The sequence below is a fragment of the Burkholderia sp. 10_S31 genome, from assembly GCF_056930375.1.
Map to the genome: position 1 here is coordinate 683,110 of NZ_JBXOWK010000003.1, position 19,591 is coordinate 702,700.

The 19,591-nt window shown below is 65.6% G+C and carries 22 protein-coding genes and 4 tRNA genes; 12 read left to right on the top strand and 14 right to left on the bottom strand.

What is annotated here, in order from left to right; translation table 11 throughout:
* Nucleotides 1-16: 16 nt before the first annotated feature.
* From AC1Z3W_RS23190 to rph, 6 genes are all read right to left on the bottom strand, one after another.
* Nucleotides 17-310 carry a hypothetical protein gene (locus tag AC1Z3W_RS23190; protein WP_057928519.1) on the bottom strand — a complete coding sequence of 98 codons (294 nt, stop codon included), beginning with the start codon at nucleotides 308-310 and terminating at the stop codon, nucleotides 17-19.
* Nucleotides 311-467: 157 nt separating this feature from the next.
* On the bottom strand, nucleotides 468-869 hold the full coding sequence (locus AC1Z3W_RS23195; RefSeq protein WP_057928520.1) for a hypothetical protein: 402 nt from the start codon (nucleotides 867-869) through the stop codon (nucleotides 468-470).
* A 129-nt stretch (nucleotides 870-998) separates the two neighbouring features.
* Nucleotides 999-1,086 (bottom strand) — tRNA-Ser (locus AC1Z3W_RS23200).
* A gap of 43 nt (nucleotides 1,087-1,129) precedes the next feature.
* A complete protein-coding gene (gene hemW / locus AC1Z3W_RS23205) occupies nucleotides 1,130-2,344 on the bottom strand; it encodes a radical SAM family heme chaperone HemW (RefSeq protein WP_124834124.1) in 1,215 nt (404 codons plus the stop codon).
* A gap of 34 nt (nucleotides 2,345-2,378) precedes the next feature.
* The gene (gene rdgB / locus AC1Z3W_RS23210) at nucleotides 2,379-3,008 is read right to left on the bottom strand and encodes an RdgB/HAM1 family non-canonical purine NTP pyrophosphatase (RefSeq protein WP_483508521.1); all 630 of its coding nucleotides are present in this window, start codon (nucleotides 3,006-3,008) and stop codon (nucleotides 2,379-2,381) included.
* Entirely contained in the window at nucleotides 3,001-3,741 is a 741-nt protein-coding gene (rph, locus tag AC1Z3W_RS23215) for a ribonuclease PH (RefSeq protein WP_057928523.1), read from the bottom strand. The genes rdgB and rph overlap by 8 nt, the downstream gene beginning before the upstream one ends.
* A 175-nt stretch (nucleotides 3,742-3,916) precedes the next feature.
* Between rph and AC1Z3W_RS23220 the strand changes: the two genes are divergently transcribed.
* The 4 genes from AC1Z3W_RS23220 to AC1Z3W_RS23235 all read left to right on the top strand — a co-directional run bounded on the left by AC1Z3W_RS23220 (nucleotide 3,917) and on the right by AC1Z3W_RS23235 (nucleotide 8,223).
* Nucleotides 3,917-4,840 carry a YicC/YloC family endoribonuclease gene (locus AC1Z3W_RS23220; RefSeq protein WP_057928524.1) on the top strand — a complete coding sequence of 308 codons (924 nt, stop codon included), beginning with the start codon at nucleotides 3,917-3,919 and terminating at the stop codon, nucleotides 4,838-4,840.
* A 7-nt stretch (nucleotides 4,841-4,847) separates the two neighbouring features.
* On the top strand, nucleotides 4,848-5,531 hold the full coding sequence (gmk, locus tag AC1Z3W_RS23225; RefSeq protein ID WP_057928525.1) for a guanylate kinase: 684 nt from the start codon (nucleotides 4,848-4,850) through the stop codon (nucleotides 5,529-5,531).
* 58 nt (nucleotides 5,532-5,589) lie between these two features.
* Nucleotides 5,590-5,793: a DNA-directed RNA polymerase subunit omega gene (gene rpoZ, locus AC1Z3W_RS23230; protein ID WP_006025620.1), complete on the top strand. Its 204-nt coding sequence runs from the start codon at nucleotides 5,590-5,592 to the stop codon at nucleotides 5,791-5,793.
* Between the two features lie 63 nt (nucleotides 5,794-5,856).
* Complete coding sequence (locus tag AC1Z3W_RS23235) at nucleotides 5,857-8,223, top strand: RelA/SpoT family protein (RefSeq protein WP_057928526.1); 2,367 nt, start codon at nucleotides 5,857-5,859, stop codon at nucleotides 8,221-8,223.
* 160 nt (nucleotides 8,224-8,383) lie between these two features.
* Here the strand turns inward: AC1Z3W_RS23235 and AC1Z3W_RS23240 are convergent.
* The 3 genes from AC1Z3W_RS23240 to AC1Z3W_RS23250 all read right to left on the bottom strand — a co-directional run bounded on the left by AC1Z3W_RS23240 (nucleotide 8,384) and on the right by AC1Z3W_RS23250 (nucleotide 8,743).
* A tRNA-Arg gene (locus tag AC1Z3W_RS23240) sits at nucleotides 8,384-8,460 on the bottom strand.
* A gap of 61 nt (nucleotides 8,461-8,521) precedes the next feature.
* Nucleotides 8,522-8,598 (bottom strand) — tRNA-Arg (locus AC1Z3W_RS23245).
* A gap of 68 nt (nucleotides 8,599-8,666) precedes the next feature.
* Nucleotides 8,667-8,743: transfer RNA gene (locus AC1Z3W_RS23250), tRNA-Arg, on the bottom strand.
* A gap of 130 nt (nucleotides 8,744-8,873) precedes the next feature.
* On the opposite strand from AC1Z3W_RS23250, the gene greB reads away from it, so the two are divergent.
* The gene (gene greB / locus AC1Z3W_RS23255) at nucleotides 8,874-9,437 is read left to right on the top strand and encodes a transcription elongation factor GreB (RefSeq protein WP_057928527.1); all 564 of its coding nucleotides are present in this window, start codon (nucleotides 8,874-8,876) and stop codon (nucleotides 9,435-9,437) included.
* Nucleotides 9,438-9,545: 108 nt separating this feature from the next.
* On the opposite strand, the gene AC1Z3W_RS23260 is transcribed toward greB, so the two are convergent.
* On the bottom strand, nucleotides 9,546-10,688 hold the full coding sequence (locus tag AC1Z3W_RS23260) for a porin (RefSeq protein ID WP_483508523.1): 1,143 nt from the start codon (nucleotides 10,686-10,688) through the stop codon (nucleotides 9,546-9,548).
* Nucleotides 10,689-10,706: 18 nt separating this feature from the next.
* Between AC1Z3W_RS23260 and AC1Z3W_RS23265 the strand changes: the two genes are divergently transcribed.
* Nucleotides 10,707-10,949, top strand: a complete 243-nt coding sequence (locus AC1Z3W_RS23265) for a hypothetical protein (RefSeq protein WP_141661904.1) — start codon at nucleotides 10,707-10,709, stop codon at nucleotides 10,947-10,949.
* A 236-nt stretch (nucleotides 10,950-11,185) separates the two neighbouring features.
* Here AC1Z3W_RS23265 and AC1Z3W_RS23270 read toward each other — a convergent pair whose 3' ends face one another.
* Nucleotides 11,186-11,449, bottom strand: coding sequence for a hypothetical protein (locus AC1Z3W_RS23270; RefSeq protein ID WP_057928529.1), 264 nt, complete (start codon nucleotides 11,447-11,449; stop codon nucleotides 11,186-11,188).
* A gap of 390 nt (nucleotides 11,450-11,839) precedes the next feature.
* Here AC1Z3W_RS23270 and AC1Z3W_RS23275 point away from each other — a divergent pair, with 390 nt between their 5' ends.
* A complete protein-coding gene (locus tag AC1Z3W_RS23275) occupies nucleotides 11,840-12,043 on the top strand; it encodes a cold-shock protein (RefSeq protein ID WP_006476615.1) in 204 nt (67 codons plus the stop codon).
* Nucleotides 12,044-12,203: 160 nt separating this feature from the next.
* A complete protein-coding gene (locus tag AC1Z3W_RS23280; RefSeq protein ID WP_175825430.1) occupies nucleotides 12,204-13,328 on the top strand; it encodes an exonuclease domain-containing protein in 1,125 nt (374 codons plus the stop codon).
* A 35-nt stretch (nucleotides 13,329-13,363) separates the two neighbouring features.
* Here the strand turns inward: AC1Z3W_RS23280 and AC1Z3W_RS23285 are convergent, their stop codons facing one another.
* Nucleotides 13,364-13,957, bottom strand: a complete 594-nt coding sequence (locus tag AC1Z3W_RS23285; RefSeq protein WP_057928531.1) for a chorismate mutase — start codon at nucleotides 13,955-13,957, stop codon at nucleotides 13,364-13,366.
* A gap of 220 nt (nucleotides 13,958-14,177) precedes the next feature.
* Nucleotides 14,178-14,324, bottom strand: a complete 147-nt coding sequence (locus AC1Z3W_RS23290) for a hypothetical protein (protein ID WP_009690993.1) — start codon at nucleotides 14,322-14,324, stop codon at nucleotides 14,178-14,180.
* Between the two features lie 197 nt (nucleotides 14,325-14,521).
* Here AC1Z3W_RS23290 and AC1Z3W_RS23295 point away from each other — a divergent pair, with 197 nt between their 5' ends.
* From AC1Z3W_RS23295 to AC1Z3W_RS23310, 4 genes are all read left to right on the top strand, one after another.
* Complete coding sequence (locus AC1Z3W_RS23295; protein ID WP_057928532.1) at nucleotides 14,522-14,911, top strand: DUF2946 domain-containing protein; 390 nt, start codon at nucleotides 14,522-14,524, stop codon at nucleotides 14,909-14,911.
* A gap of 127 nt (nucleotides 14,912-15,038) precedes the next feature.
* Complete coding sequence (locus tag AC1Z3W_RS23300) at nucleotides 15,039-17,393, top strand: TonB-dependent receptor (protein WP_483508525.1); 2,355 nt, start codon at nucleotides 15,039-15,041, stop codon at nucleotides 17,391-17,393.
* Nucleotides 17,381-18,640 (top strand): sialidase family protein, encoded by a 1,260-nt coding sequence (locus tag AC1Z3W_RS23305; protein ID WP_483508526.1) that lies wholly within the window; start codon nucleotides 17,381-17,383, stop codon nucleotides 18,638-18,640. Before AC1Z3W_RS23300 ends, AC1Z3W_RS23305 begins: the two co-directional genes overlap by 13 nt.
* Nucleotides 18,637-19,119: a TlpA disulfide reductase family protein gene (locus AC1Z3W_RS23310; RefSeq protein WP_483508527.1), complete on the top strand. Its 483-nt coding sequence runs from the start codon at nucleotides 18,637-18,639 to the stop codon at nucleotides 19,117-19,119. The genes AC1Z3W_RS23305 and AC1Z3W_RS23310 overlap by 4 nt, the downstream gene beginning before the upstream one ends.
* An 87-nt stretch (nucleotides 19,120-19,206) precedes the next feature.
* Here AC1Z3W_RS23310 and AC1Z3W_RS23315 read toward each other — a convergent pair whose 3' ends face one another.
* The gene (locus AC1Z3W_RS23315) at nucleotides 19,207-19,461 is read right to left on the bottom strand and encodes a GlsB/YeaQ/YmgE family stress response membrane protein (protein WP_057928536.1); all 255 of its coding nucleotides are present in this window, start codon (nucleotides 19,459-19,461) and stop codon (nucleotides 19,207-19,209) included.
* Between the last annotated feature and the right edge of the window lie 130 nt (nucleotides 19,462-19,591).

Here is a 19,591-nt window from a genome sequence, read left to right on the forward strand (position 1 = left end):
GTGAGGCGGGCCTCGCTCAGTAGCCGTGCGTCACGAGCGACAGAACGGACAGGTCCGGATGCGTGCCGTCTATGATGCTCTTGCCGATGTGCACGGCTTCCCGAACTGCTTCGTCGACGCTCGCGTAGCTTTCCTCGCCGTCCGCGTGGAAGGGCACCGCATGATCGGGTAGCGCGGGATTCGCACCAGGATGGCAGACATAGCCGGTGTAGGTGTAACGCGTGTCGCTGCCGGGTGCGAGGCCCGGCACCACATGGATCTCGAAGCCTTCGTAATCGACGTGATCCGTCGCTGTCGACAGTTCGGTCATGGCGGTCTCCGTGTGTCGCTCGCACGGATGGCGCGGGCGGCATCGAGTCGCGGCGGCGGTCGTGTCGCCGTGCTGATCGAATTCTAGGCGATGGCGGACCGGCCCGTGAGGCTTGCGCGCATCGCCTGCGGCAGCGTCGAGCTTGCCGCGTCGCGCGTTACCGCGTGCAGCGTGCGTCCTTGCGCTGCACGACGAGGATCACCGGGTACTTCTCGCCGTGATCGAGTTCCACCGGCGCGACGACGGTCAGCGTCGCCGGGTCGGAATCGTCGTACACGCTGACCTGCTCGTTGCGGATATACGTCACTCCGGTGCAGTTCGACGCGCGCCCGTCATCCGACACCTTGCACTGGATCTCGTTTTCCTTCAGGTAGTTGTACGGCGTCGGGCTTGCGAGATATTCGCGCAGGCTGCGCGGCGAGCCGCCGACGCCCTTCACGTACGCGATCGCGCACGACGGCGTTTGCGCGTCGGTGCCGGAGGCGGAATCGGCGGCCGCTGCGTGCGTGCTGACGGCGGCCAGCAGGGCGACGAGCGACGAGGCGATGAGGGGCTTCATGACGTGGGTTTCCCGTTTCGCGAATCGGAGCGCCGGATTGTAACGGCATCCGGCGGGACGTGTCGGCACGCGGGGCGGGCAAACAAAAACCCCGTCATTCGATGAATGGACGGGGTTTGGCGAACTTCCTGGCGGAAGCGGTGAGATTCGAACTCACGGACAGTTTCCCGTCGCCGGTTTTCAAGACCGGTGCCTTAAACCGCTCGGCCACGCTTCCACACGAGGCGGCATTGTAACCGAAATGCCGCGTCGTTCCCGCTTCAATCGTCGCGCAGGAACAATTCCTGCAGGTCGTTGAGGAAACGCTGGCCGAGCGGCGTCGGTGCGATCTGCGCAAAATCGCGCGTGATCAGCCCGCGCCGCTCCGCTTCCTTGAGTGCCGGATCGATCGTGCTGATTGGCAGGCCGGTGCGTTCGACGAAACTGTGCACGGGAAAGCCCTCGACGAGCCGCAGCGTGTTCAGCATGAACTCGAACGGCAGGTCGCGCGCGCCGACTTCACGCTCTTCCTGCACCGGCGTGCCGGCCATCGCCTGTTCGATGAAGGTCGCCGGATGCTTGTAGCGCGCCTGCCGCAGGATCCGGTTCGGGAACGACAGCTTCGTGTGCGCGCCGGCGCCGATCCCGAGATAGTCGCCGAAGCGCCAGTAGTTCAGGTTGTGCTTGCACTGATGATTCGGCTTCGCGTATGCGGACACTTCGTAGCGTCCGTAACCGGCCTCGGCCGTGCGTTCGTGAATCCATTCCTGCATGTCGGCCGACGCGTCGTCGTCGGGTACCGCAGGCGGAAACTTCGCGAACATCGTGTTCGGTTCGAGCGTCAGGTGATACAGCGACAGATGCGGCGGCGCGAACGACAGCGCGGTCTCGATGTCGGCCCGGCATTCGTCGAGCGTCTGGTTCGGCAGTGCGAACATCAGGTCGAGGTTGAAGTTGTCGAACGTCTTCGCGGCGATCTCGACGGCGGCGCGCGCCTGTGCGGTGTCGTGAATGCGGCCGAGCGCTTTCAGATGGCCTTCGTTGAAGCTCTGGATGCCGACCGACAGGCGGTTCACGCCGCTCGCGCGGAACTGCGCGAACTTCGCGGCCTCGAACGTGCCCGGATTCGCCTCGAGCGTGATCTCGGCGTCGGCATCGAGCGGCAGCAGCGCGCGCACGTCAGACAGCAGCCGGTCGAGGCCGGCCGCGGACAGCAGGCTCGGCGTGCCGCCACCGATGAACACCGTATGCACCTGGCGGCCCCAGACGAGCGGCAGTGCCTGTTCGAGATCGGCGCGCAGCGCGTCGAGATACTCGGTTTCCGGGAACCGCTCGCCTTTCCACTCGTGCGAGTTGAAATCGCAGTACGGGCACTTGCGCACGCACCACGGGAAATGTACGTACAGCGCGAGCGGCGGCAGCGACGTGAGCCGCACCTGCCCGGGCGACGTGAACGTCGCGACGACGCGCGCGCCGGTTTGCGCTGCCTGGCTCATGTGGCCTCCGGCTGCGAATGCGTGACGAAGACGATCATGCGGGTTCCTCCGCGAGCCGAGCGAGCAGCGCCTTCAGCGCAAGTGTGCGATGGCTGTGCGTGTTCTTCACGGCCGGCTCGAGTTCGGCTGCCGTCGCGCCGAGCGACGGCAGATGGAAATACGGGTCATAGCCGAATCCGTGCTCGCCGCGCGGCGTGTCGACGATCTCGCCGACCCAGCGGCCTTCGGCGAACAGCGGCTCGGGATCGTCCGCGTGGCGCACCAGCGCGAGCACGCAGCAATAGTATGCGCGCCGGTCGTCGACGCCGTGCAGCTGCTCGACGAGATACGCATTGTTCGCCGCGTCGCCCTTGTCGCGGCCCGCGCGCTGCGCGTAGCGCGCCGAATAGACGCCCGGTGCGCCGCGCAGCGCACGCACGCACAGGCCCGAATCGTCGGCGATCGCCGGCAGGCCGGTGAGGCGCGACGCATGCCGCGCTTTCGCCAGCGCATTCTCGATGAACGTGCCGAACGGCTCTTCCGCCTCGGGCACGGCCAGGTCACCCTGCGGCACGATCTCGATGCCGACTGTCGAGAACAGCGCGGTGAATTCGCGCAGCTTGCCGGCGTTGTTCGACGCGAGCACGATGCGCGACAGCGGCGCGAGGGTGCGATCGTCAGACATGGGCGGCGCCCAGCACGTCCTTCTGCAGCTGCACGAGCTGGCCGATCCCGCTTTGCGCGAGGTCGAGCAGCGCGTTCATCTCGGCGCGCGAGAACGGTACGCCTTCGGCGGTGCCCTGGACTTCGACGAAGCCGCCGGCGCCCGTCATCACGACGTTCATGTCGGTGTCGCAGCGCGAATCTTCCGCGTAGTCGAGGTCGAGCACGGGCGCGCCTTCGTACACGCCGACCGAGATCGCGGCAACGTGGTCGGTGATCGGCGAACGCGCGAGCTTGCCGGCCGTGATCAGTTTCGACACGGCGTCGTGCGCGGCGACGAAGGCGCCGGTGATGCTCGCCGTGCGCGTGCCGCCGTCGGCCTGGATCACGTCGCAGTCGATGTGGATCGTGCGTGGGCCGAGCGCCTCGAGATCGAACACCGCACGCAGCGCGCGGCCGATCAGGCGCTGAATTTCCTGCGTACGGCCCGTCTGCTTGCCGCGTGCGGCCTCACGGTCGCTGCGCGTGTGCGTCGCGCGCGGCAGCATTCCGTATTCGGCCGTCAGCCAGCCCTGGCCGCGATCGCGCAGGAATTCGGGCACGCGTTCGGCGACGCTCGCGGTGCAGATCACCTTGGTGTCGCCGAATTCGACCAGGACCGAGCCTTCGGCGTGTTTCGTGTAGTGGCGCGTGAGGGCGACCTTGCGCAGTTCGTCGGCGCGGCGGCCGCTCGGGCGGGACAGGGAAGACGTCATGGGGGAATCGTGGACGGAAGAGGAAACCCCGATTTTAGCGCCGAACGGCAGCCTTGCCCGGCGGGGTGGGGCGCAAAAATGGGATAATGCGCGCTTCCCGCCCCGCGCCTTGCAATGCGCCGGGCGCCTCGACATATCCCCGCCCGAGAAGGGCACCCAGACGGCGAGACGAACCATGATCTACAGCATGACGGGCTATGCGAGCGCGACGCGCGAACTCGCGACGGCCACCGGCAACGGCGGCACCAGCGTGTCGGTCGAACTGCGCACCGTGAACTCGCGCTTCCTCGACCTGAATTTCCGCATGCCGGACGACGTGCGCGCGTGCGAACCCGCGCTGCGCGAAATGCTGATGAACAAGCTGTCGCGCGGCAAGGTCGACGTGCGCATCAACCTGCAGCGCGGCGAGCAGAGCATCGGCGCGGGCGCGCTGAACCAGTCGGCGCTCGGCCAGCTCGCCGAGCTCGAGCGCTCGGTGCTCGATGCGTTCCCGGGTGTCGGCCGCCTGCGCGCGGGCGAGATCCTGCGCTGGCCGGGCGTGCTCGCCGAGAGCGGCGTGTCGGCGGAAGCGATCCGCGACGCGGTGCTCGCGTGCGGCAAGGAAGCGATCGGCGAGCTCGTCGTCGTGCGTTCGCGCGAAGGCGCGCAGCTCGCGACGATGCTGCTGTCGAACGTCACTGAAATGGAAGCGATCGTCGCGCGCATCACGCCGCTCGTGCCGGAGCTGATCGCGAAGCATCAGCAGAAGATCGTCGAGCGGCTGCAGGAAGCGCTCGGCCTCGCGGCGCCCGAAGGCAGCGCGGCGATCGTCACGCGCGAGGAAGCCGCGGAACGCATTCGTCAGGAAGTGACGATGTACGGCATCCGGATCGACATCGCGGAAGAGCTGTCGCGACTCACCGCGCACCTGAACGAAACGCGTCACGTGATCGAGAAGGGCGGCCGCGTCGGCAAGCGTCTCGACTTCATGATGCAGGAACTGAATCGCGAAGCAAACACGCTCGGCTCGAAGGCGGCGGCGAAGGAACTGGCCGACGCGTCGATGGCACTGAAGCTGCTGATCGAGCAGATGCGCGAGCAAGTGCAAAACCTGGAGTAAAAGCAACATGACCGACCCTAACCGCGACGGCCACGCGTCGCATGCGCTGCACGGCGGCGTCTATCCCGGCAACCTGTTCATGGTCATCGCCCCGTCGGGCGCCGGCAAGTCGACGCTCGTGAACGCGCTGCTGTCGAAGGACAGCGACATCTGCCTGTCGATTTCGTACACGACGCGCAAGCCGCGCCCCAACGAGCAGGACGGCCAGCACTACCACTTCACGACCGTCGAGGATTTCCGTGTGCGCCACGCCGCGCATGAATTCCTCGAGAGCGCGGAAGTGCACGGCAACTACTACGGCACGTCGCGCGTCTGGATCGAGGAGCAGATGGCGAACGGCCATGACGTGCTGCTCGAGATCGACTGGCAGGGCGCGCTGCAGGTGAAGAAGCAGTTCCGCAACGCGGTCGGCATCTTCATTCTGCCGCCGTCGCTCGATGCGCTCGAGGAGCGCCTGAAGAAGCGCGGGCAGGACGAGCCGAACGTGATCACGCGACGCCTGCTCGCCGCGGGCAGCGAGATGGCGCACGCATCCGAAGCGGAATACGTCGTGATCAACGAGAATTTCGATCGTGCGCTGGCCGAGCTCGAATGCATCGTCGCGGCGACGCGCCTGCGCTTTGCTTCGCAGTACGCGCGACATGCGGAGCTGTTCATCGAGCTCGGTATCCATCTGCCCCACGCGGAATGACGCGGGGGTAGAGGGACATAAGGTAGAATAAGGACTATATTCAGAAGGAATTACCAACATGGCTCGCATTACCGTCGAAGACTGCCTGAAGCAAATCCCCAACCGCTTCGAACTGGCGCTCGCCGCCACCTACCGCGCGCGGCAGCTCGCGCAAGGCCATACGCCGAAGATCGAGAGCCGCGACAAGCCGACCGTCGTCGCGCTGCGCGAGATCGCCGCCGGCCAGGTCGGCGTCGAGATGCTGAAGAAGGTGCCGGTGTAACGCGCATCCGGCCCGTTCCAGCCATGTAGTCCACGCGCGCAACGACTCGACCTGGAGGCGAATATGAGCACCACCCCATCGTCCGCCTCCGCGGATTCGACCACCGAAGCCACGGCCCAGTCGCCTGCGCGCCAGTACATCGACGCGGTCCTCGAACAGTCCTTCCGGCATCTGTTCGGGCCGACCGCCACTCCGGAGCAGCCGCGCAAGCACGGTGTCGTTTCGATCGCGAAACTGACGACCGCGCTTGCCGAGTATCTCCCTCCGGAAGAAATCAAAGAGGTCAAGGCGGCGTTCCACTTCAGCGACGAAGCCCACCTCGGTCAATATCGCCAGAGCGGCGAACCCTACATCACCCATCCCGTCGCCGTCGCGGAAATCTGCGCCGGCTGGAAGCTCGACGCGCAAGCCGTGATGGCAGCGTTGCTGCACGACGTGATGGAAGACCAGGGCGTGACCAAGAGCGAGCTGGCCGAACGCTTCGGCCCGAAGGTCGCCGAACTGGTCGACGGCCTGTCGAAGCTCGACAAGATGGAGTTCCGCAGTCGCGAGGAAGCGCAGGCGGAAAACTTCCGAAAGATGCTGCTCGCGATGGCACGCGACGTGCGCGTCATCCTCGTCAAGCTCGCCGACCGCTTGCACAACATGCGCACGCTCGGCGCGGTGCCGATGGAAAAGCGCCGCCGCGTCGCACGCGAGACGCTCGACATCTATGCGCCGATCGCGCACCGCCTCGGGTTGAACAACACGTATCGCGAGCTGCAGGACATGAGCTTCGCGAATTTCAACCCGCATCGCTACGCAACGCTCGAGAAGGCCGTGAAGGCCGCGCGCGGCAACCGCCGCGAAGTGATCAGCAAGATCCTCGAGGCTGCGCAACGCGCGATGACCGACGCGAAGATCGACGCCGAGATCACCGGCCGCGAAAAGACGATCTACAGCATCTACCGCAAGATGCGCGACAAGCAGCTGTCGTTCTCGCAGGTGCTCGACGTGTACGGCTTTCGCGTCGTCGTCGAGAGCCCGCTCGACTGCTACACGTGCATCGGCGCGCTGCACGCGCTGTACAAGCCCGTGCCCGGCAAGTTCAAGGACTACATCGCGATCCCGAAGATCAACGGCTATCAGTCGCTGCACACGACGCTCGTCGGCCCGTTCGGCGCGCCGATCGAGTTTCAGGTGCGCACGCGCAAGATGCACGAGATCGCCGAGGCCGGCGTGGCCGCGCACTGGTTGTACAAGAACGGCGGCGCGGATCTGAACGATGTGCAGAAGCGCGCGCATCAGTGGCTGAAGTCGCTGCTCGACATCCAGAGCGAAGCCGGCGATTCGAGCGAATTCCTCGAGCACGTGAAGATCGACCTGTTCCCGGATGCGGTCTACGTGTTTACGCCGAAGTCGAAGATCATGGCGCTGCCGCGCGGCGCGACGGCGCTCGATTTCGCGTATTCGATCCACAGCGACCTCGGCAACCAGTGCGTGGCCGTGAAGATCAACAACGAGCTGCTGCCGCTGCGTACCGAGTTGAAGAGCGGCGACATCGTCGAGGTGATCACCGCGCCGTATTCGAAGCCGAACCCCGCGTGGCTCGGTTTCGTGCGTACCGGCAAGGCACGCTCGGCGATTCGTCACTACCTGAAGACGATGCGCCTGAACGAGTCGGTGCAGCTCGGCGAGCGGCTCGTCGACCAGAGCCTGAAGGGTTATGGGCTCGCACTGGCCGACGTGACGCCGGAAGTGTGGGAAAAGCTCGTGCAGTGGACGGGCAACAAGAGCCGCCAGGAAATCTTCGCGGACATCGGCCTCGGCCGCCGCGTCGCTGCGGTGATGGCCAAGCGCATCGAGGTACTGATGAGCGGCCGCGATGCGGACGACGACCTGCCGAAGTCCGAGCGTCATCCCGCACACAATGCGCCGCCGGTCGTGATTACCGGCACCGAAGGGATGTCCGTGCAGCTGTCGGCGTGCTGCCGGCCGATTCCGGGCGATGCGATCATGGGCTATATCGGCATTGGCCTCGGGATGGCGATTCATACGACCGATTGCCGTGTCGCGCAGCGCATCCATCGCCGCGATCCGGGCCGCTGGATCGACGTCGAATGGGCGCCGCAGCCGGGACGTCTGTTCGACGTCGCGGTGAAGGCGCTCGTGAAGAACACGAAGGGCATCTTCGCGCGTGTCGCGGCGGACATCACGTCCGCCGACGCGAACATCGTCCACATCGCGATGGACGAGGACCTGACGCACGAATCGACGGTGCTGCGCTTCGTGATCCAGGTCAGCGATCGCGTGCACCTTGCGAACGTGATGCGGCGCGTGCGGACCAATCCGGACGTGATGCGGATCATGCGCGAGCGCTCGACCGACGACAGCGTGCATGCGCGTCACGACGGCGGCATGCGCATCGAGCGCGAACGGCAGGATTACTGACGCGACGCGTTGCACGGACGGCGGCCACGGGCCGCCGTTTTTGTTGGTGGCGCGGGTTCGACGACGTTGTGCGGGAGCAGGTCGAGCGGACGTAGTGGTCGCAGGGAAGAGGGGAGCAGAAAAGAAAAAAGGGCCTTCCCGGAGGAAGGCCCTTCTGAGGTGGCGCGGCTGGCAGGATTCGAACCCACGACCCCTTGGTTCGTAGCCAAGTACTCTATCCAACTGAGCTACAGCCGCACGCAAAACGGTACTGCTTCAACTGTCGGAACCTTCTGCGATGGGAAGGCCCCCAAAAAGATGGCGCGGCTGGCAGGATTCGAACCCACGACCCCTTGGTTCGTAGCCAAGTACTCTATCCAACTGAGCTACAGCCGCACGCAATAACAAAACAACGACTACTTCGAACTGAAAGGGCCTTCGGTTCGGAAGGCCCTCGAAAAAAGTGGCGCGGCTGGCAGGATTCGAACCCACGACCCCTTGGTTCGTAGCCAAGTACTCTATCCAACTGAGCTACAGCCGCACGCAGAAGCGGAAGTATAGCAGAGCCGTATAAAAAGGGAAGCCTTATTCACAAAATATGTCGCGCGATCTTGCACGGCCGCCTTCGTGTACTCTTGGGGCATCAGTCATCCAGGTTTTGAATCTGCATCATGAACAAGGCGTTTGTCAAAGAGTCGGACGGCGACGACGACGATCTCGACCCGAGTCAACCCGCGATTCCGGCGGGCACGAAGAACTACATCACGCCGGCCGGCCACAAGCGGCTCAGGGACGAGCTCCTGAACCTGATCGACGTCGAGCGTCCCGAGGTCGTGCGCCTCGTGTCGTGGGCCGCGTCGAACGGCGACCGGTCGGAGAACGGCGACTACATCTACGGCAAGCGGCGGTTGCGCGAGATCGACCGCCGGATCCGCTTCCTGACGAAGCGGCTCGATCTCGCCGAAATCGTCGACGCGAGCCGGCAGGAGAACGTCGACCAGGTGTTCTTCGGCGCGACCGTCGACTACGCGACGCCGGACGGCGAGGATCACACCGTCACGATCGTCGGGATCGACGAGGTCGATCTCGATCACGGTTGCGTCAGCTGGATCTCGCCGGTCGCGCGAGCGCTCATCAAGGCGAAGATCGGCGATACCGTCACGCTGATGACGCCGGTCGGTCCGCAGCCGATCGATGTGCTCGACGTTCGATATCCGGCACCGGGCAACGCGTGAGCATGAAGCGGCGCATCCGTGCAATGCCACGCTGAAACGAACAAGCGCCCCGGGTGGGGCGCTTCGTCATGACGGTCCCGGACGAACGGCCGGGACGAATCGAATCGCTCAGAAGCGGTGACGCATGCCGGCCGTGACGGCGATCTGCTTGTTCGTCGACGACGCGGTGCCGAGCCCGTTGATGTTTGCGCCGATCGCCAGGCCGTCCGAATTGACCCGCTGGTATACGCCTTGCAGGTACAGGTCGGTGCGCTTCGACAGCGCATAGTCGGCCTGCAGGTTGAACTGGTGCCAGCTCGGTGTCTGGCCGTCGAGGCGGCTGTCCGTGTACGTGTACGAGCCAGCGAGCGAGAACGCCGGCGTCAGCGCGTAGCGACCGTTGACTTCGTAGTTGTTGAAGCGCGTGCCGCCAGTGAGCGGGATGCCGCTCGACACGCCGGACTGCCCGGCGCTGATCCCCGCCGAATCGGTCAGGCGCGTCTGCGTGAATACGAAGCCGGCCGTCGCGGGCCCGAACGTGTAGTCGAGGCCCGCGCCCCAGGTGCGCTGCCGGCTGGCCGCGAACGTCCAGTCGCCGGCCACCGCGCCGGGGTCGCTGGCCGCGAGCGCCAGCGCGTTGATGTTGTTGTTGAGCTGCATGTACGCGGCCGCGACGTTGAAACCCATATAGCTGTACGACGCGCCGACGCTGTATGCGCGGTTGTTCGAGAAATCGCTGGAATTCGAGAAGCCGTACAGCGCGCCGAACTTCAGGCCGCCGTAGTTTGCGCTCTGGTACTTGACCGAATTGTTGATCCGGAACGAGTTGTTCAGGTTGTCGTTGTCGAACGGATGCGCGAACTGCGTGCCGCCGTACTGGGTGCCGGTCAGCGACAATGGGCCGAGGAAATCGACGACGCTGTCGTATTGGCGGCCGACCGTGAGCGAGCCATAGCTGTCGTGCGCGAGCCCGACGAACGCCTGGCGGCCGAACTCGCGGCCGTTCTGCTTCAGTGAGCCGTTGTTGATGCCGAAGCCGTTCTCCAGCGTGAAGATCGCCTTCAGTCCGCCGCCGAGATCCTCGGTGCCGCGCAGGCCCCAGCGGCTGCCGTTGATCGAGCCGCTCGTTTCCTGCCACGCGCTGTGTCCGCCCTGGTTGTTCGTGTAAGTGATGCCGGCATCGATCAGGCCGTACAGCGTGACGCTGCTTTGCGCATGGGCGGCGCTGGCCGCCACGCCCGCCAATGCGGCGACGATCAGGGTCTTTTTCATGATCTGTCTCCAAACAGGATGATGTCGATCGAACCTGCTGCGGGCATCGGCGGCATCGCAGGTGGCGACGCCGTGCGCGTGGGCGCGGCACCCTCGTCGGAATCCATTTGCAGTGTACGAATCGGCCGGGGCACTGAAGAAAATCGCTTCCGGCAATACTGTATTTTGAATCGCGCAAGAATGAGTATGAACCCCGGGAGCCGTGGCCATCAAGACTTTGCGGCGGCGCAGCAGGCGGAACTGCGGATCAGGACTGCGTAACGGGCGTTGCGCGATCGCGACAGGCGATCAGTAGCGGGCGAGGGTGCGGCTAGCGCGATTATTGACACAACGGCAATAGAGGTTTGTGTGGAGCATGGATAATGAAAGGATGTTCTCTCGCTATACTGCGATCTCTGCTTTCCGAAGCAGACTTTTTCGTTGACGGAAAAGATCTCCAAACCTTTGTCGGCGCGACTTCCCAGTCGCGCTTTTTTTTTGCTCCGTCTTCCCGATCCCTATTGCGGGTACGAGCGCCGCTTGCGCTTGCCTGTCGGCTGCGCGTCTTCGGCTTCGGCCTGAGGCGGCGTGTACGTCCAGTCTTCCATCACGTAGTGACGGGCGTCCAGCGGTGACGCCAGCAGGTTCTGCCAATGATCGCCGTGCCAGGTCGGGTCGAACTCGGTGTCGCACGGCGCTTCATGGGACTCGGCCAGCGCGCGGGACTTGCGGCGTACGCGTGTGAGCCGGCTCGCGAAGCGCTTGATTCCGTCCAGCCACATGACCTTCTCCTTCCATTGCTTTGCACCAGCATCGCAACGTCCCCTGTTTTTCGCAACCGGAAAAAACCCGAGGAATTACCGACTTGATTTGTCCCCGGTAGGTTTTTCTCGATATGGATTAATGGCGAACTGGGCCCGGTAACATTGACAGGTTTTTGATGCGAATCAATTAATAAAAGGCGATGGTGTACCGATTCCAGTGGTATTGACGTTTTTTGATTAAGAAGGCGCAAAAAATTCCCTTGACGCACCCGGATTGTCCAATTTATAAAGTCAGCACTCCGTCCCCGGGCGGAGCGCTGGGGGTGAGTGTCGGCGCGCCGTTGCGGGATTTCGGGAAGCGGCTATAAACAGTAGCTTTTTTGATCTAAACGAGTGGGGAACGAAGGTATGGATACCGGTATCGTAAAATGGTTTAACGATGCTAAAGGTTTCGGCTTTATTACGTCCGACAATGGCGGTGAAGATCTGTTTGCGCACTTTTCCGAAATCCGGATGGACGGCTTCAAAACGCTGAAGGAAAACCAGCGCGTTTCCTTCGACGTGAAAGTCGGCCCGAAAGGCAAGCAGGCAGCGAATATCCAGGCGGTCTGACGCGCCACGCATTGCCGATCACGTCCGGCCCCTGCATTGCGGGGGCTTTTTGTTTTTCGGGGCGCGAAAAGCTGGCGGCGGCGCATCGATTCGGGTTCGGACTGGTCGCAAACACGCATGCCGGTGCATACTCACGAAAGCATCGTTTCCCTGTCTTTTCATGTCCGATTCCCGTCCGTCCGATCCCGCCAGCGAACAACCGCTCGTCTTCGTCGACCTTGAAACCACCGGTGGCTCGTCCGCCGAACACCGCATCACCGAAATCGGTGTGGTCGAAATTGGTCCGCTCGGCGTATCGACGTGGACGACGCTCGTCAATCCGGGACAGTCGATTCCGCCCTTCATCCAGCAACTGACGGGCATTTCGGACGAGATGGTACGCGATGCGCCGTCGTTCGCGTCGCTCGCGCCCCCGCTGTTCGAACGGCTCGACGGCAAGCTGTTCGTCGCGCACAACGCGAGCTTCGACCGTGGCTTCCTGCGCGCCGAGTTCGAACGTGCCGGCATCGCGTTCAACCCGGACGTGCTGTGCACGGTGCGGCTGTCGCGTGCGCTGTTTCCGCGCGAGGCGCGGCACGGACTCGATGCGCTGATCGAGCGGCATGGCCTCGTCCCCGCGGCCCGCCACCGGGCACTCGCAGATGCGGATCTCCTTTGGCAGTTCTGGCGGCAATTGCACGAGATCGTGCCGCTGGAGCGTCTGCGCGACCAGATCGCGCGCACGACGCGCCACTTCCGTCTCGGGGGGAACCTGACTGAAGCGTGGCTCGATACCGCGCCCGCCGGATGCGGTGCGTACGCGTTGTTCGGGGAGGGTGATGAAGCCCTTTATGTCGGGCGCAGCGTGCGCGTGCGACAGCGCTTGCGCGCGCTGCTGACCGGCGAGCGGCGCTCGTCGAAGGAAATGCGGCTTGCGCAGCAGGTGCGGCGTGTCGAATGGCAGGAAACCGGCAACGAACTCGGCGCGATGCTCGCCGAGGCGCAGTGGATCGCCCGCTTGCGTCCGTCGTACAACCGGCGTCCCGCCGATCACGCCCGTGCGGGCAGTGCGCCCTGGCCGTTCGACGGCGCGGTCGCGTTCGAAGCGTGCGGCGAGCGTCGCATGTTTCATGTGATCGACGGGTGGCGCTACCTCGGGGCAGCCGATTCGCTCGACGCGGCCGTGCGGCTCGCGGCCGATGGTCCGGACGGCGCGTTCGAACCCCATACCCACCGGCTGCTGCAGACCCATCTCGCGCGTGGCCTGCAGCTGATTCCGCTCGTGGTGCTCACGCCTACCGACTGAACGGCACGCGCGTCCGCACCGTATGGCGTGTGCAGTCAGCCGATCGCGCTGGCGCCGCCGGCCGAGCAGACGTGCGCCAGTGCAGTGCCGAGCGCCTGCGTCTGGGTGGCGTCGTAGCGTGTGAGCGTCTTCCAGTTCGCGATGCTGCGAGCGAGCCGCGCCTGGCAGTCGGGCGCGTCGCGCAGCGGCGCGACCTGGGCGAGGCCGGTCAGCATCTTTTGCGTGAGCTGGTCGAGCGCCGGCCGCGTGCTGGTCGCGAGGTCGGGCGGCGTGCCTTCGGGCGGCCGCGTGGCGCGCCAGGTCGCAAAGAGTGCGTTCTGCACGTCCTTGCTCGCGGCGATCTGATCCTCGAAGAACCTGCGCGCGAACGCCGGGTCCACGCCCGCCTGCGCAGCGCGCTTCTCCACCGATGAGAGCAGTGCCGCTTCGCGCGGCCCATCCTCGATCGCCTTGTGGTTCGCCCATTTCCAGCGTGCGACGGGCTCGGCAAGCGCGAGCCGCTGCGATGCGAGCGCGACGAGGTTGGTGAGCGCGGTGTCGTCGCCGTCCGCGCGCGCGACGTGCGGTGACGAAAAAAGGGCGACGCCGAGCGCGGCGACAGCGACGCTGGCACGAATGACTTGTTTCATCGGGACGATCGTGAGAGCCGGGCGGGCCGGAGGTGGAAAAACAGAAGGATAGACGAAGACAGTCGCGCGGCGGAGCGACGCGACAGAAGAATCAGCGGACGAACTGATCCGGCACCGTCAGGCCGTTGCAACCCGGGTGCGAAGCGATCTGCGCCGAAAACGCAGCGATGAACCGCACGATATCGATCGACACGTGGCGGTTACAGAACGGAACGTAGGTTCACTTCGGCGAGTACAGCTTGTGCTGCTCGTCGAAGAATGCCCGGACGTGCTCGGGCAATTCGGCGAGGAATTCCACGCCGACGGGTTCCGGATCCGGGCTCATCACTTGCTCGGGCGGGGGCATGCGGGTTGGTCTTTCGTCCATGGTCGTTTCTCCAGCGGGTTCAATAATTATCAACCTCGCGCTCGGATTTATGCCAGTGGCGAATCGTTAGATTTTGTCTCTGTTGTATTAACGGCACATGCGCCGCTGCGCGCCGTGCGATGCCGGCTATCACGCTTTGTTCGATCGGCAACAACCGGCCGCTTGCTATACTTGCGCGCACTTTTTCCTGGACCGCGATGAAACGAACGACGCGATGGATCGGCCTCGTATGGCTGGCGCTGGTACTGAACGTACTGTCGCCCGTCGTCGGCTACGCGCGTCTCGCGTCGAGCGGTTCCGGCGAGCTCACGCTCGAGCTGTGCAGTGCGGCCGGCGCACGTCAGGTCGTCCTCGCGCAGTCCGGCGACGACCGCGGCGCGGCGTCGTTCGACCATGCCGGCGTGCCGCACTGCGTGTACTGTCCCGGCTTCGCGGCGAACGTCGCGCTCGGCACGAGCCTGCCCGCGTTGCCGGGTTTCGTGCGCGCGTTCGCATACCGGGCGGCCGCCCCGGCCGTTCCCGATTTTCCCCGCAAGGGCATCCGTCTTGCGCAGCCGCGCGGTCCGCCTGAAAACGTCCCGATCTGATTGACATCGTCCGCGCGCCCCGATGGCGCGCGCGCCGCCCGCGGCTCGATCCGCGCGCCGCGCCTTACGCGCGCGGCTCGCCGGCTCGCGTCCGGCGGCTTCCGGTCACGTTTTCAGGAATTCATTCATGTCGTTCACCTTCGCCGCGCGGCCGCCGCGCGGTCGGCTCGCGCTCGCCTGCGCGGCCGCTTTTGCCTGGCCGGCTGCGCAGGCGGCCCCGATCGATGGCGCGTCCGCCGACCCGCTGCCCGGCGCCTCGGGCAACCCGGCCGGCCTTGCCGCGTCCGCTGCAGCGGTCGTGCCCGCGCCGACGGGCGACACGCTGACCGCGGTCAGCGTCACCGCCCAGCGGCAACCCGTCGATCCGGATACGCCGGCCGTCGTCGAGTCGATCACGCGCGAGCAGATCGACGCGCACACCAACGTCGCCACCGAGGATGCGCTGAAGTACGCGCCCAACCTGATGGTTCGCAAGCGCTACATCGGCGACCGCAACAGCGTGTTCGCCGGCCGAGACTTCAACGAACTGCAGAGCGCGCGCGGGCTCGTGTACGCCGACGGCCTGCTGCTGTCGAACCTGCTCGGCTCGAGCTATGCGTATCCGCCGCGCTGGTCGCTGATCGCGCCCGACGATATCGCGCGCGTCGACGTGCTGTATGGCCCCTTTTCCGCGCTGTATCCCGGCAACGCGATCGGCTCGACCGTGCTGCTGACGACGCGCCGTCCTGAAAAACTCGAGGCGTCGCTGTCGACGCAGTTCTTCACGCAGCGCTATCACGACGGCTACGGTTTCGCGGACAGCTTCGGCGGCAATCACCAGACCGCGCGGATCGCGAACCGCGTCGGCCGGTTCTGGTTCTCGCTGTCGCTCGACCGGCTGGAGAACGACGGTCAGCCGATGCAGTATGCGAGCCCCAATTCCGCCTACAACCCGCGGCTTGGCGCCGCAGTGCCGGTGGCGGGCGCGGCCACCGACATCGGCCCTAACGGCAAGCCGCGCACGATCGTCGGCGCGCAGAACATCGAGCGGACGGAGCAGCTCAACGAGACGGTCCGGATGGGCTACGCGTTCACGGATCACGTCGACGCGACGCTGACGCTCGGGCACTGGGAGAACCATTACCGGCAGCACGGCGAAACCTTCCTGCGCGACGCGGCCGGCAACCCGGTCTACGGCGGCAACGTGTCGATCGGCGGCCAGAGCGTGACCGTCGCGCCGAGCGCGTTCGCGCCGCAGCGCGGCGACCAGGAGAACTGGCTGTACGCGCTCGGGCTGAATGGCCGGCTCGATTCGGGCTGGCGACTGTCGGGCGTGGTGTCCGCGTACGACGTGTCGCGCGACGTGCTGCGCGCGGCATCGACCGCGCAGGGCGGCGCGGGCACGCTGTTCCAGGGCGACGGCACGGGCTGGCGTACGCTCGACCTGAAGGCCGAGGCGCCGCAGGTGAAGGGCCACACGTTCACGTTCGGCTATCACTACGACAACTATTTCCTGCGCAACGTCACGTACAACACGGCCGACTGGCTGGCCGGGCCAACCACGTCGCTCGCGAGCGTCTACCAGGGCGACACGCGCACGCAGGCGCTGTTTGCACAGGACGCGTGGCGTTTCGCGCCAGGCTGGCTCGCGACCCTCGGTCTGCGCTACGAGCGCTGGGATGCGTACGGCGGCGCGCTCGGCAACGCGACCGGCACGCTCGGCTACGCCGGCCGCAGCGCCAATGCGCTGTCACCGAAAGTCGCGCTGCAATGGGACGCGACGGAGGTCTGGCGCTTCCGGCTGTCGTTCGCGACGGGCACGCGCTTCCCGACGGTCGGCGAACTGTTCCAGGGCACGATCTCGAACAACGCGATCGTCAACAACAACCCGAACCTGCGGCCGGAAAAGGCGATCGACTGGGACTTCACGGCCGAGCGCGACGTGGGCGTCGGCGTGCTGCGTGCGAGCGTGTTCCAGAGCGACCTGCGCGATTCGATCTACAGCCAGACGACGGTGTCCGGTGCGTCGACCGTCACGAACATCTCGAATGTCGATCGCGTGCGCGTACGCGGTGTCGAGCTCGGCTTCAGCGGCCAGAACGTCGGGCTGCGCGGGCTAGACATCGACGCGAACGTGTCGGCGAGCAATGCGCAGATCCTCGCCGACACCGCGAATCCCGCATATGTCGGTTCGCGCTTTCCGCGCATCCCGCGCATGCGCGCGAACCTGCTCGCATCGTACCGCTTCGACGAGCACTGGCTCGCGAGCGTCGGCGTGCGCTACTCGGGCCGCCAGTTCAACACGCTCGACAACAGCGACGTGAATCCGGACGTGTACGGCGGCACGAGCATCTTCACGGTCGTCGACCTGAAGGCGCGCTACCGGTTCGACCGTCACTGGACCGCGTCGGTCGGCATCGACAATCTGACCGACCGCCGCTACTACGTATTCCACCCGTATCCAGGCCGCACTTTCTTTGGAGAACTGAAATGGTCGCTGTGAAATCGTTCGCGGCAGGCTGCGCGTTGTGGCTCGCGGCGTTGTCGCCCGCCGGCGCGCACGATGCACCGAAAGCCGCCGATCCGCATGCGGCGCACATGAGCATGCAGGCCGCACCGGCGCAACAGAAGCAGCCGCTCGCGACCGGCGCCGCGTTCGACGCGCGGCACCGGCTGTGGGTCGCATGGGTCGAAGGCGCGCACGTCGTCGTCGCGCACTCGGACGACGCGGGCCGCACGCTGTCCGCGCCCGTGATCGTCAATGCGATGCCCGAGCCGATCTACACGAGCGCGGAGAATCGGCCGAAGATTGCGACGAGCCCCGACGGTCGCGCGGTGTACGTGTCGTGGTCGATGCCGCTCGATGCGCCGTACACCGGCATGGTGCGCTTCTCGCGTTCGCTCGATAGCGGTGCGACCTGGAGCGTGCCGGTCACCGTGCATCGCGACCGGCAGGCGATCACGCACCGCTTCGACATGATGGCCGTCGATCCGGCCGGCAATATCGCGATCGCGTGGATCGACAAGCGCGATCTCGTCGCGGCGAAGGCGGCGGGGCAGGCGTACGAGGGCGCGGCCGTCTACTACGCGGTGTCGCGCGACGGCGGCACGTCGTTCGAGCCCGAGCGCAAGGTGACCGACCACACGTGCGAATGCTGTCGCATCGCGATGGCGATCGATCCGGCCGGACACATCGAAGCCGTGTGGCGCAACGTGTTCCCGGGACAGATTCGCGACCATGCGCTCGCGGTATTGCCGGTGTCGGCGTCGGAGCCCGTCGTGCCGGTGCGTGCGACGTTCTCGAACTGGCACGTCGAGGCCTGCCCCGAACACGGGCCGGCGCTTGCGATCACGCCCGACGGTACGCGTCATATTGCGTGGTTCGGCGTGGTCGATGGTCGTGCCGACGTGTTCTATTCACGCATCGGCGCCGACGGCCGGCCGCGCGGCACGCCGTGGGCATTCGGTGCGAATCCGGCCGTGCCGGCTGAACAGGCATCGCACGCGGCGCTCGTCGCGCGCGGCGACGTCGTCTGGCTCGCGTGGAAGGCGTTCGACGGAGACACGATGCAGATCAAGCTGCGCCGCTCGGACGATCGTGGCGAGCACTGGTCGGCGCCGCGCGTGATCGCGTCGACATCGGGCGCGAGCGACAATCCGCAACTGCTCGACGATGCGGGGCGCATCTACCTGTCGTGGCGCACGCGTAACGACGGCTACCGGCTGATTCCCGTGGAGGGCGCGCAATGAAGCGGCTGGTGATTTTGATCGGCGTCGTGCTCGCGAGCCTGCCGGCGTGGGCCGGCGAACTGCAGCCGCTGCGCGCGGCCGAGGTCGCGAAGTTGTATGCGACGGCGCACGACCGACCGCTCGCGGTCGAGATCTGGTCGCTCGATTGCGGATACTGCCGCGAGAACGCCGCGCATCTCGTCGCGTGGCAGCGCCGGCATCCGGACGTGCAACTCGCAATGGTTGCGATGGACGCTTATGACGACAACGGTGCGGCGATCGCGCAGGCGCTCGCGCAAATGAACCTGCCGCCGCAGGTCGCGCAGTATGCGAATGCGGAGCCGATGCCCGAGCGTCTGCGGGCGGCGCTCGATGCGGGATGGCGGGGAGAGATGCCGCGTACCGTGTGGATCGGTCGCGATGGCGCACGCGAAGCGCGCAGCGGATTGCTGACGACCGGCGTGCTCGACGGCTGGTTGCAGCGCGGCAAGCGCCACTGAAACGGAAGGCGGCGCGCGCGGGATGCCGCGCGCCGCTTCGATGCAAAGACGCAGCGAAAGCACGCCCGAAGGCGCGCGAGAAGATCGTCAGGCCGCGCGCCTGAATAGCCGGATCACGAACAGCAGGATCACGGCGCCGATGACCGCGACGATCACCGAGCCGATGAAGCCGCTGCCGAGGCTGATGCCGAGCAGTCCGGCCAGCCAGCCGCCGATCACCGCGCCGACGATACCGACGATGATGTCGACGATCAGGCCGAACCCGCCGCCCTTGACGAGCAGCCCGGCCAGCCAGCCGGCGATCGCACCGATGATGAGCCACATAATCAAGCCATGAGTCATGGTGATCCTCTCCTTGGGTTGAGTCGAAATGACCGGATGTCGGCTGTTTCGCCGCAAGCCGCATGTAGGCGGCTTGCGATCCGCCGAGCCGCCCACGCAATGTAACGCGATAGACGGGTCGGAATCGTTA

Excerpts from the sequence above, each read along its gene's own strand:
- AC1Z3W_RS23190 (WP_057928519.1), bottom strand. The coding sequence starts at position 310 with ATGACCGAACTGTCGACAGCGACGGATCACGTCGATTACGAAGGCTTC.
- AC1Z3W_RS23195 (WP_057928520.1), bottom strand. The coding sequence starts at position 869 with ATGAAGCCCCTCATCGCCTCGTCGCTCGTCGCCCTGCTGGCCGCCGTC.
- hemW (WP_124834124.1), bottom strand. The coding sequence starts at position 2,344 with ATGAGCCAGGCAGCGCAAACCGGCGCGCGCGTCGTCGCGACGTTCACG.
- rdgB (WP_483508521.1), bottom strand. The coding sequence starts at position 3,008 with ATGTCTGACGATCGCACCCTCGCGCCGCTGTCGCGCATCGTGCTCGCG.
- rph (WP_057928523.1), bottom strand. The coding sequence starts at position 3,741 with ATGACGTCTTCCCTGTCCCGCCCGAGCGGCCGCCGCGCCGACGAACTG.
- AC1Z3W_RS23220 (WP_057928524.1), top strand. The coding sequence starts at position 3,917 with ATGATCTACAGCATGACGGGCTATGCGAGCGCGACGCGCGAACTCGCG.
- gmk (WP_057928525.1), top strand. The coding sequence starts at position 4,848 with ATGACCGACCCTAACCGCGACGGCCACGCGTCGCATGCGCTGCACGGC.
- rpoZ (WP_006025620.1), top strand. The coding sequence starts at position 5,590 with ATGGCTCGCATTACCGTCGAAGACTGCCTGAAGCAAATCCCCAACCGC.
- AC1Z3W_RS23235 (WP_057928526.1), top strand. The coding sequence starts at position 5,857 with ATGAGCACCACCCCATCGTCCGCCTCCGCGGATTCGACCACCGAAGCC.
- greB (WP_057928527.1), top strand. The coding sequence starts at position 8,874 with ATGAACAAGGCGTTTGTCAAAGAGTCGGACGGCGACGACGACGATCTC.
- AC1Z3W_RS23260 (WP_483508523.1), bottom strand. The coding sequence starts at position 10,688 with ATGAAAAAGACCCTGATCGTCGCCGCATTGGCGGGCGTGGCGGCCAGC.
- AC1Z3W_RS23265 (WP_141661904.1), top strand. The coding sequence starts at position 10,707 with ATGATGTCGATCGAACCTGCTGCGGGCATCGGCGGCATCGCAGGTGGC.
- AC1Z3W_RS23270 (WP_057928529.1), bottom strand. The coding sequence starts at position 11,449 with ATGTGGCTGGACGGAATCAAGCGCTTCGCGAGCCGGCTCACACGCGTA.
- AC1Z3W_RS23275 (WP_006476615.1), top strand. The coding sequence starts at position 11,840 with ATGGATACCGGTATCGTAAAATGGTTTAACGATGCTAAAGGTTTCGGC.
- AC1Z3W_RS23280 (WP_175825430.1), top strand. The coding sequence starts at position 12,204 with ATGTCCGATTCCCGTCCGTCCGATCCCGCCAGCGAACAACCGCTCGTC.
- AC1Z3W_RS23285 (WP_057928531.1), bottom strand. The coding sequence starts at position 13,957 with ATGAAACAAGTCATTCGTGCCAGCGTCGCTGTCGCCGCGCTCGGCGTC.
- AC1Z3W_RS23290 (WP_009690993.1), bottom strand. The coding sequence starts at position 14,324 with ATGGACGAAAGACCAACCCGCATGCCCCCGCCCGAGCAAGTGATGAGC.
- AC1Z3W_RS23295 (WP_057928532.1), top strand. The coding sequence starts at position 14,522 with ATGAAACGAACGACGCGATGGATCGGCCTCGTATGGCTGGCGCTGGTA.
- AC1Z3W_RS23300 (WP_483508525.1), top strand. The coding sequence starts at position 15,039 with ATGTCGTTCACCTTCGCCGCGCGGCCGCCGCGCGGTCGGCTCGCGCTC.
- AC1Z3W_RS23305 (WP_483508526.1), top strand. The coding sequence starts at position 17,381 with ATGGTCGCTGTGAAATCGTTCGCGGCAGGCTGCGCGTTGTGGCTCGCG.
- AC1Z3W_RS23310 (WP_483508527.1), top strand. The coding sequence starts at position 18,637 with ATGAAGCGGCTGGTGATTTTGATCGGCGTCGTGCTCGCGAGCCTGCCG.
- AC1Z3W_RS23315 (WP_057928536.1), bottom strand. The coding sequence starts at position 19,461 with ATGACTCATGGCTTGATTATGTGGCTCATCATCGGTGCGATCGCCGGC.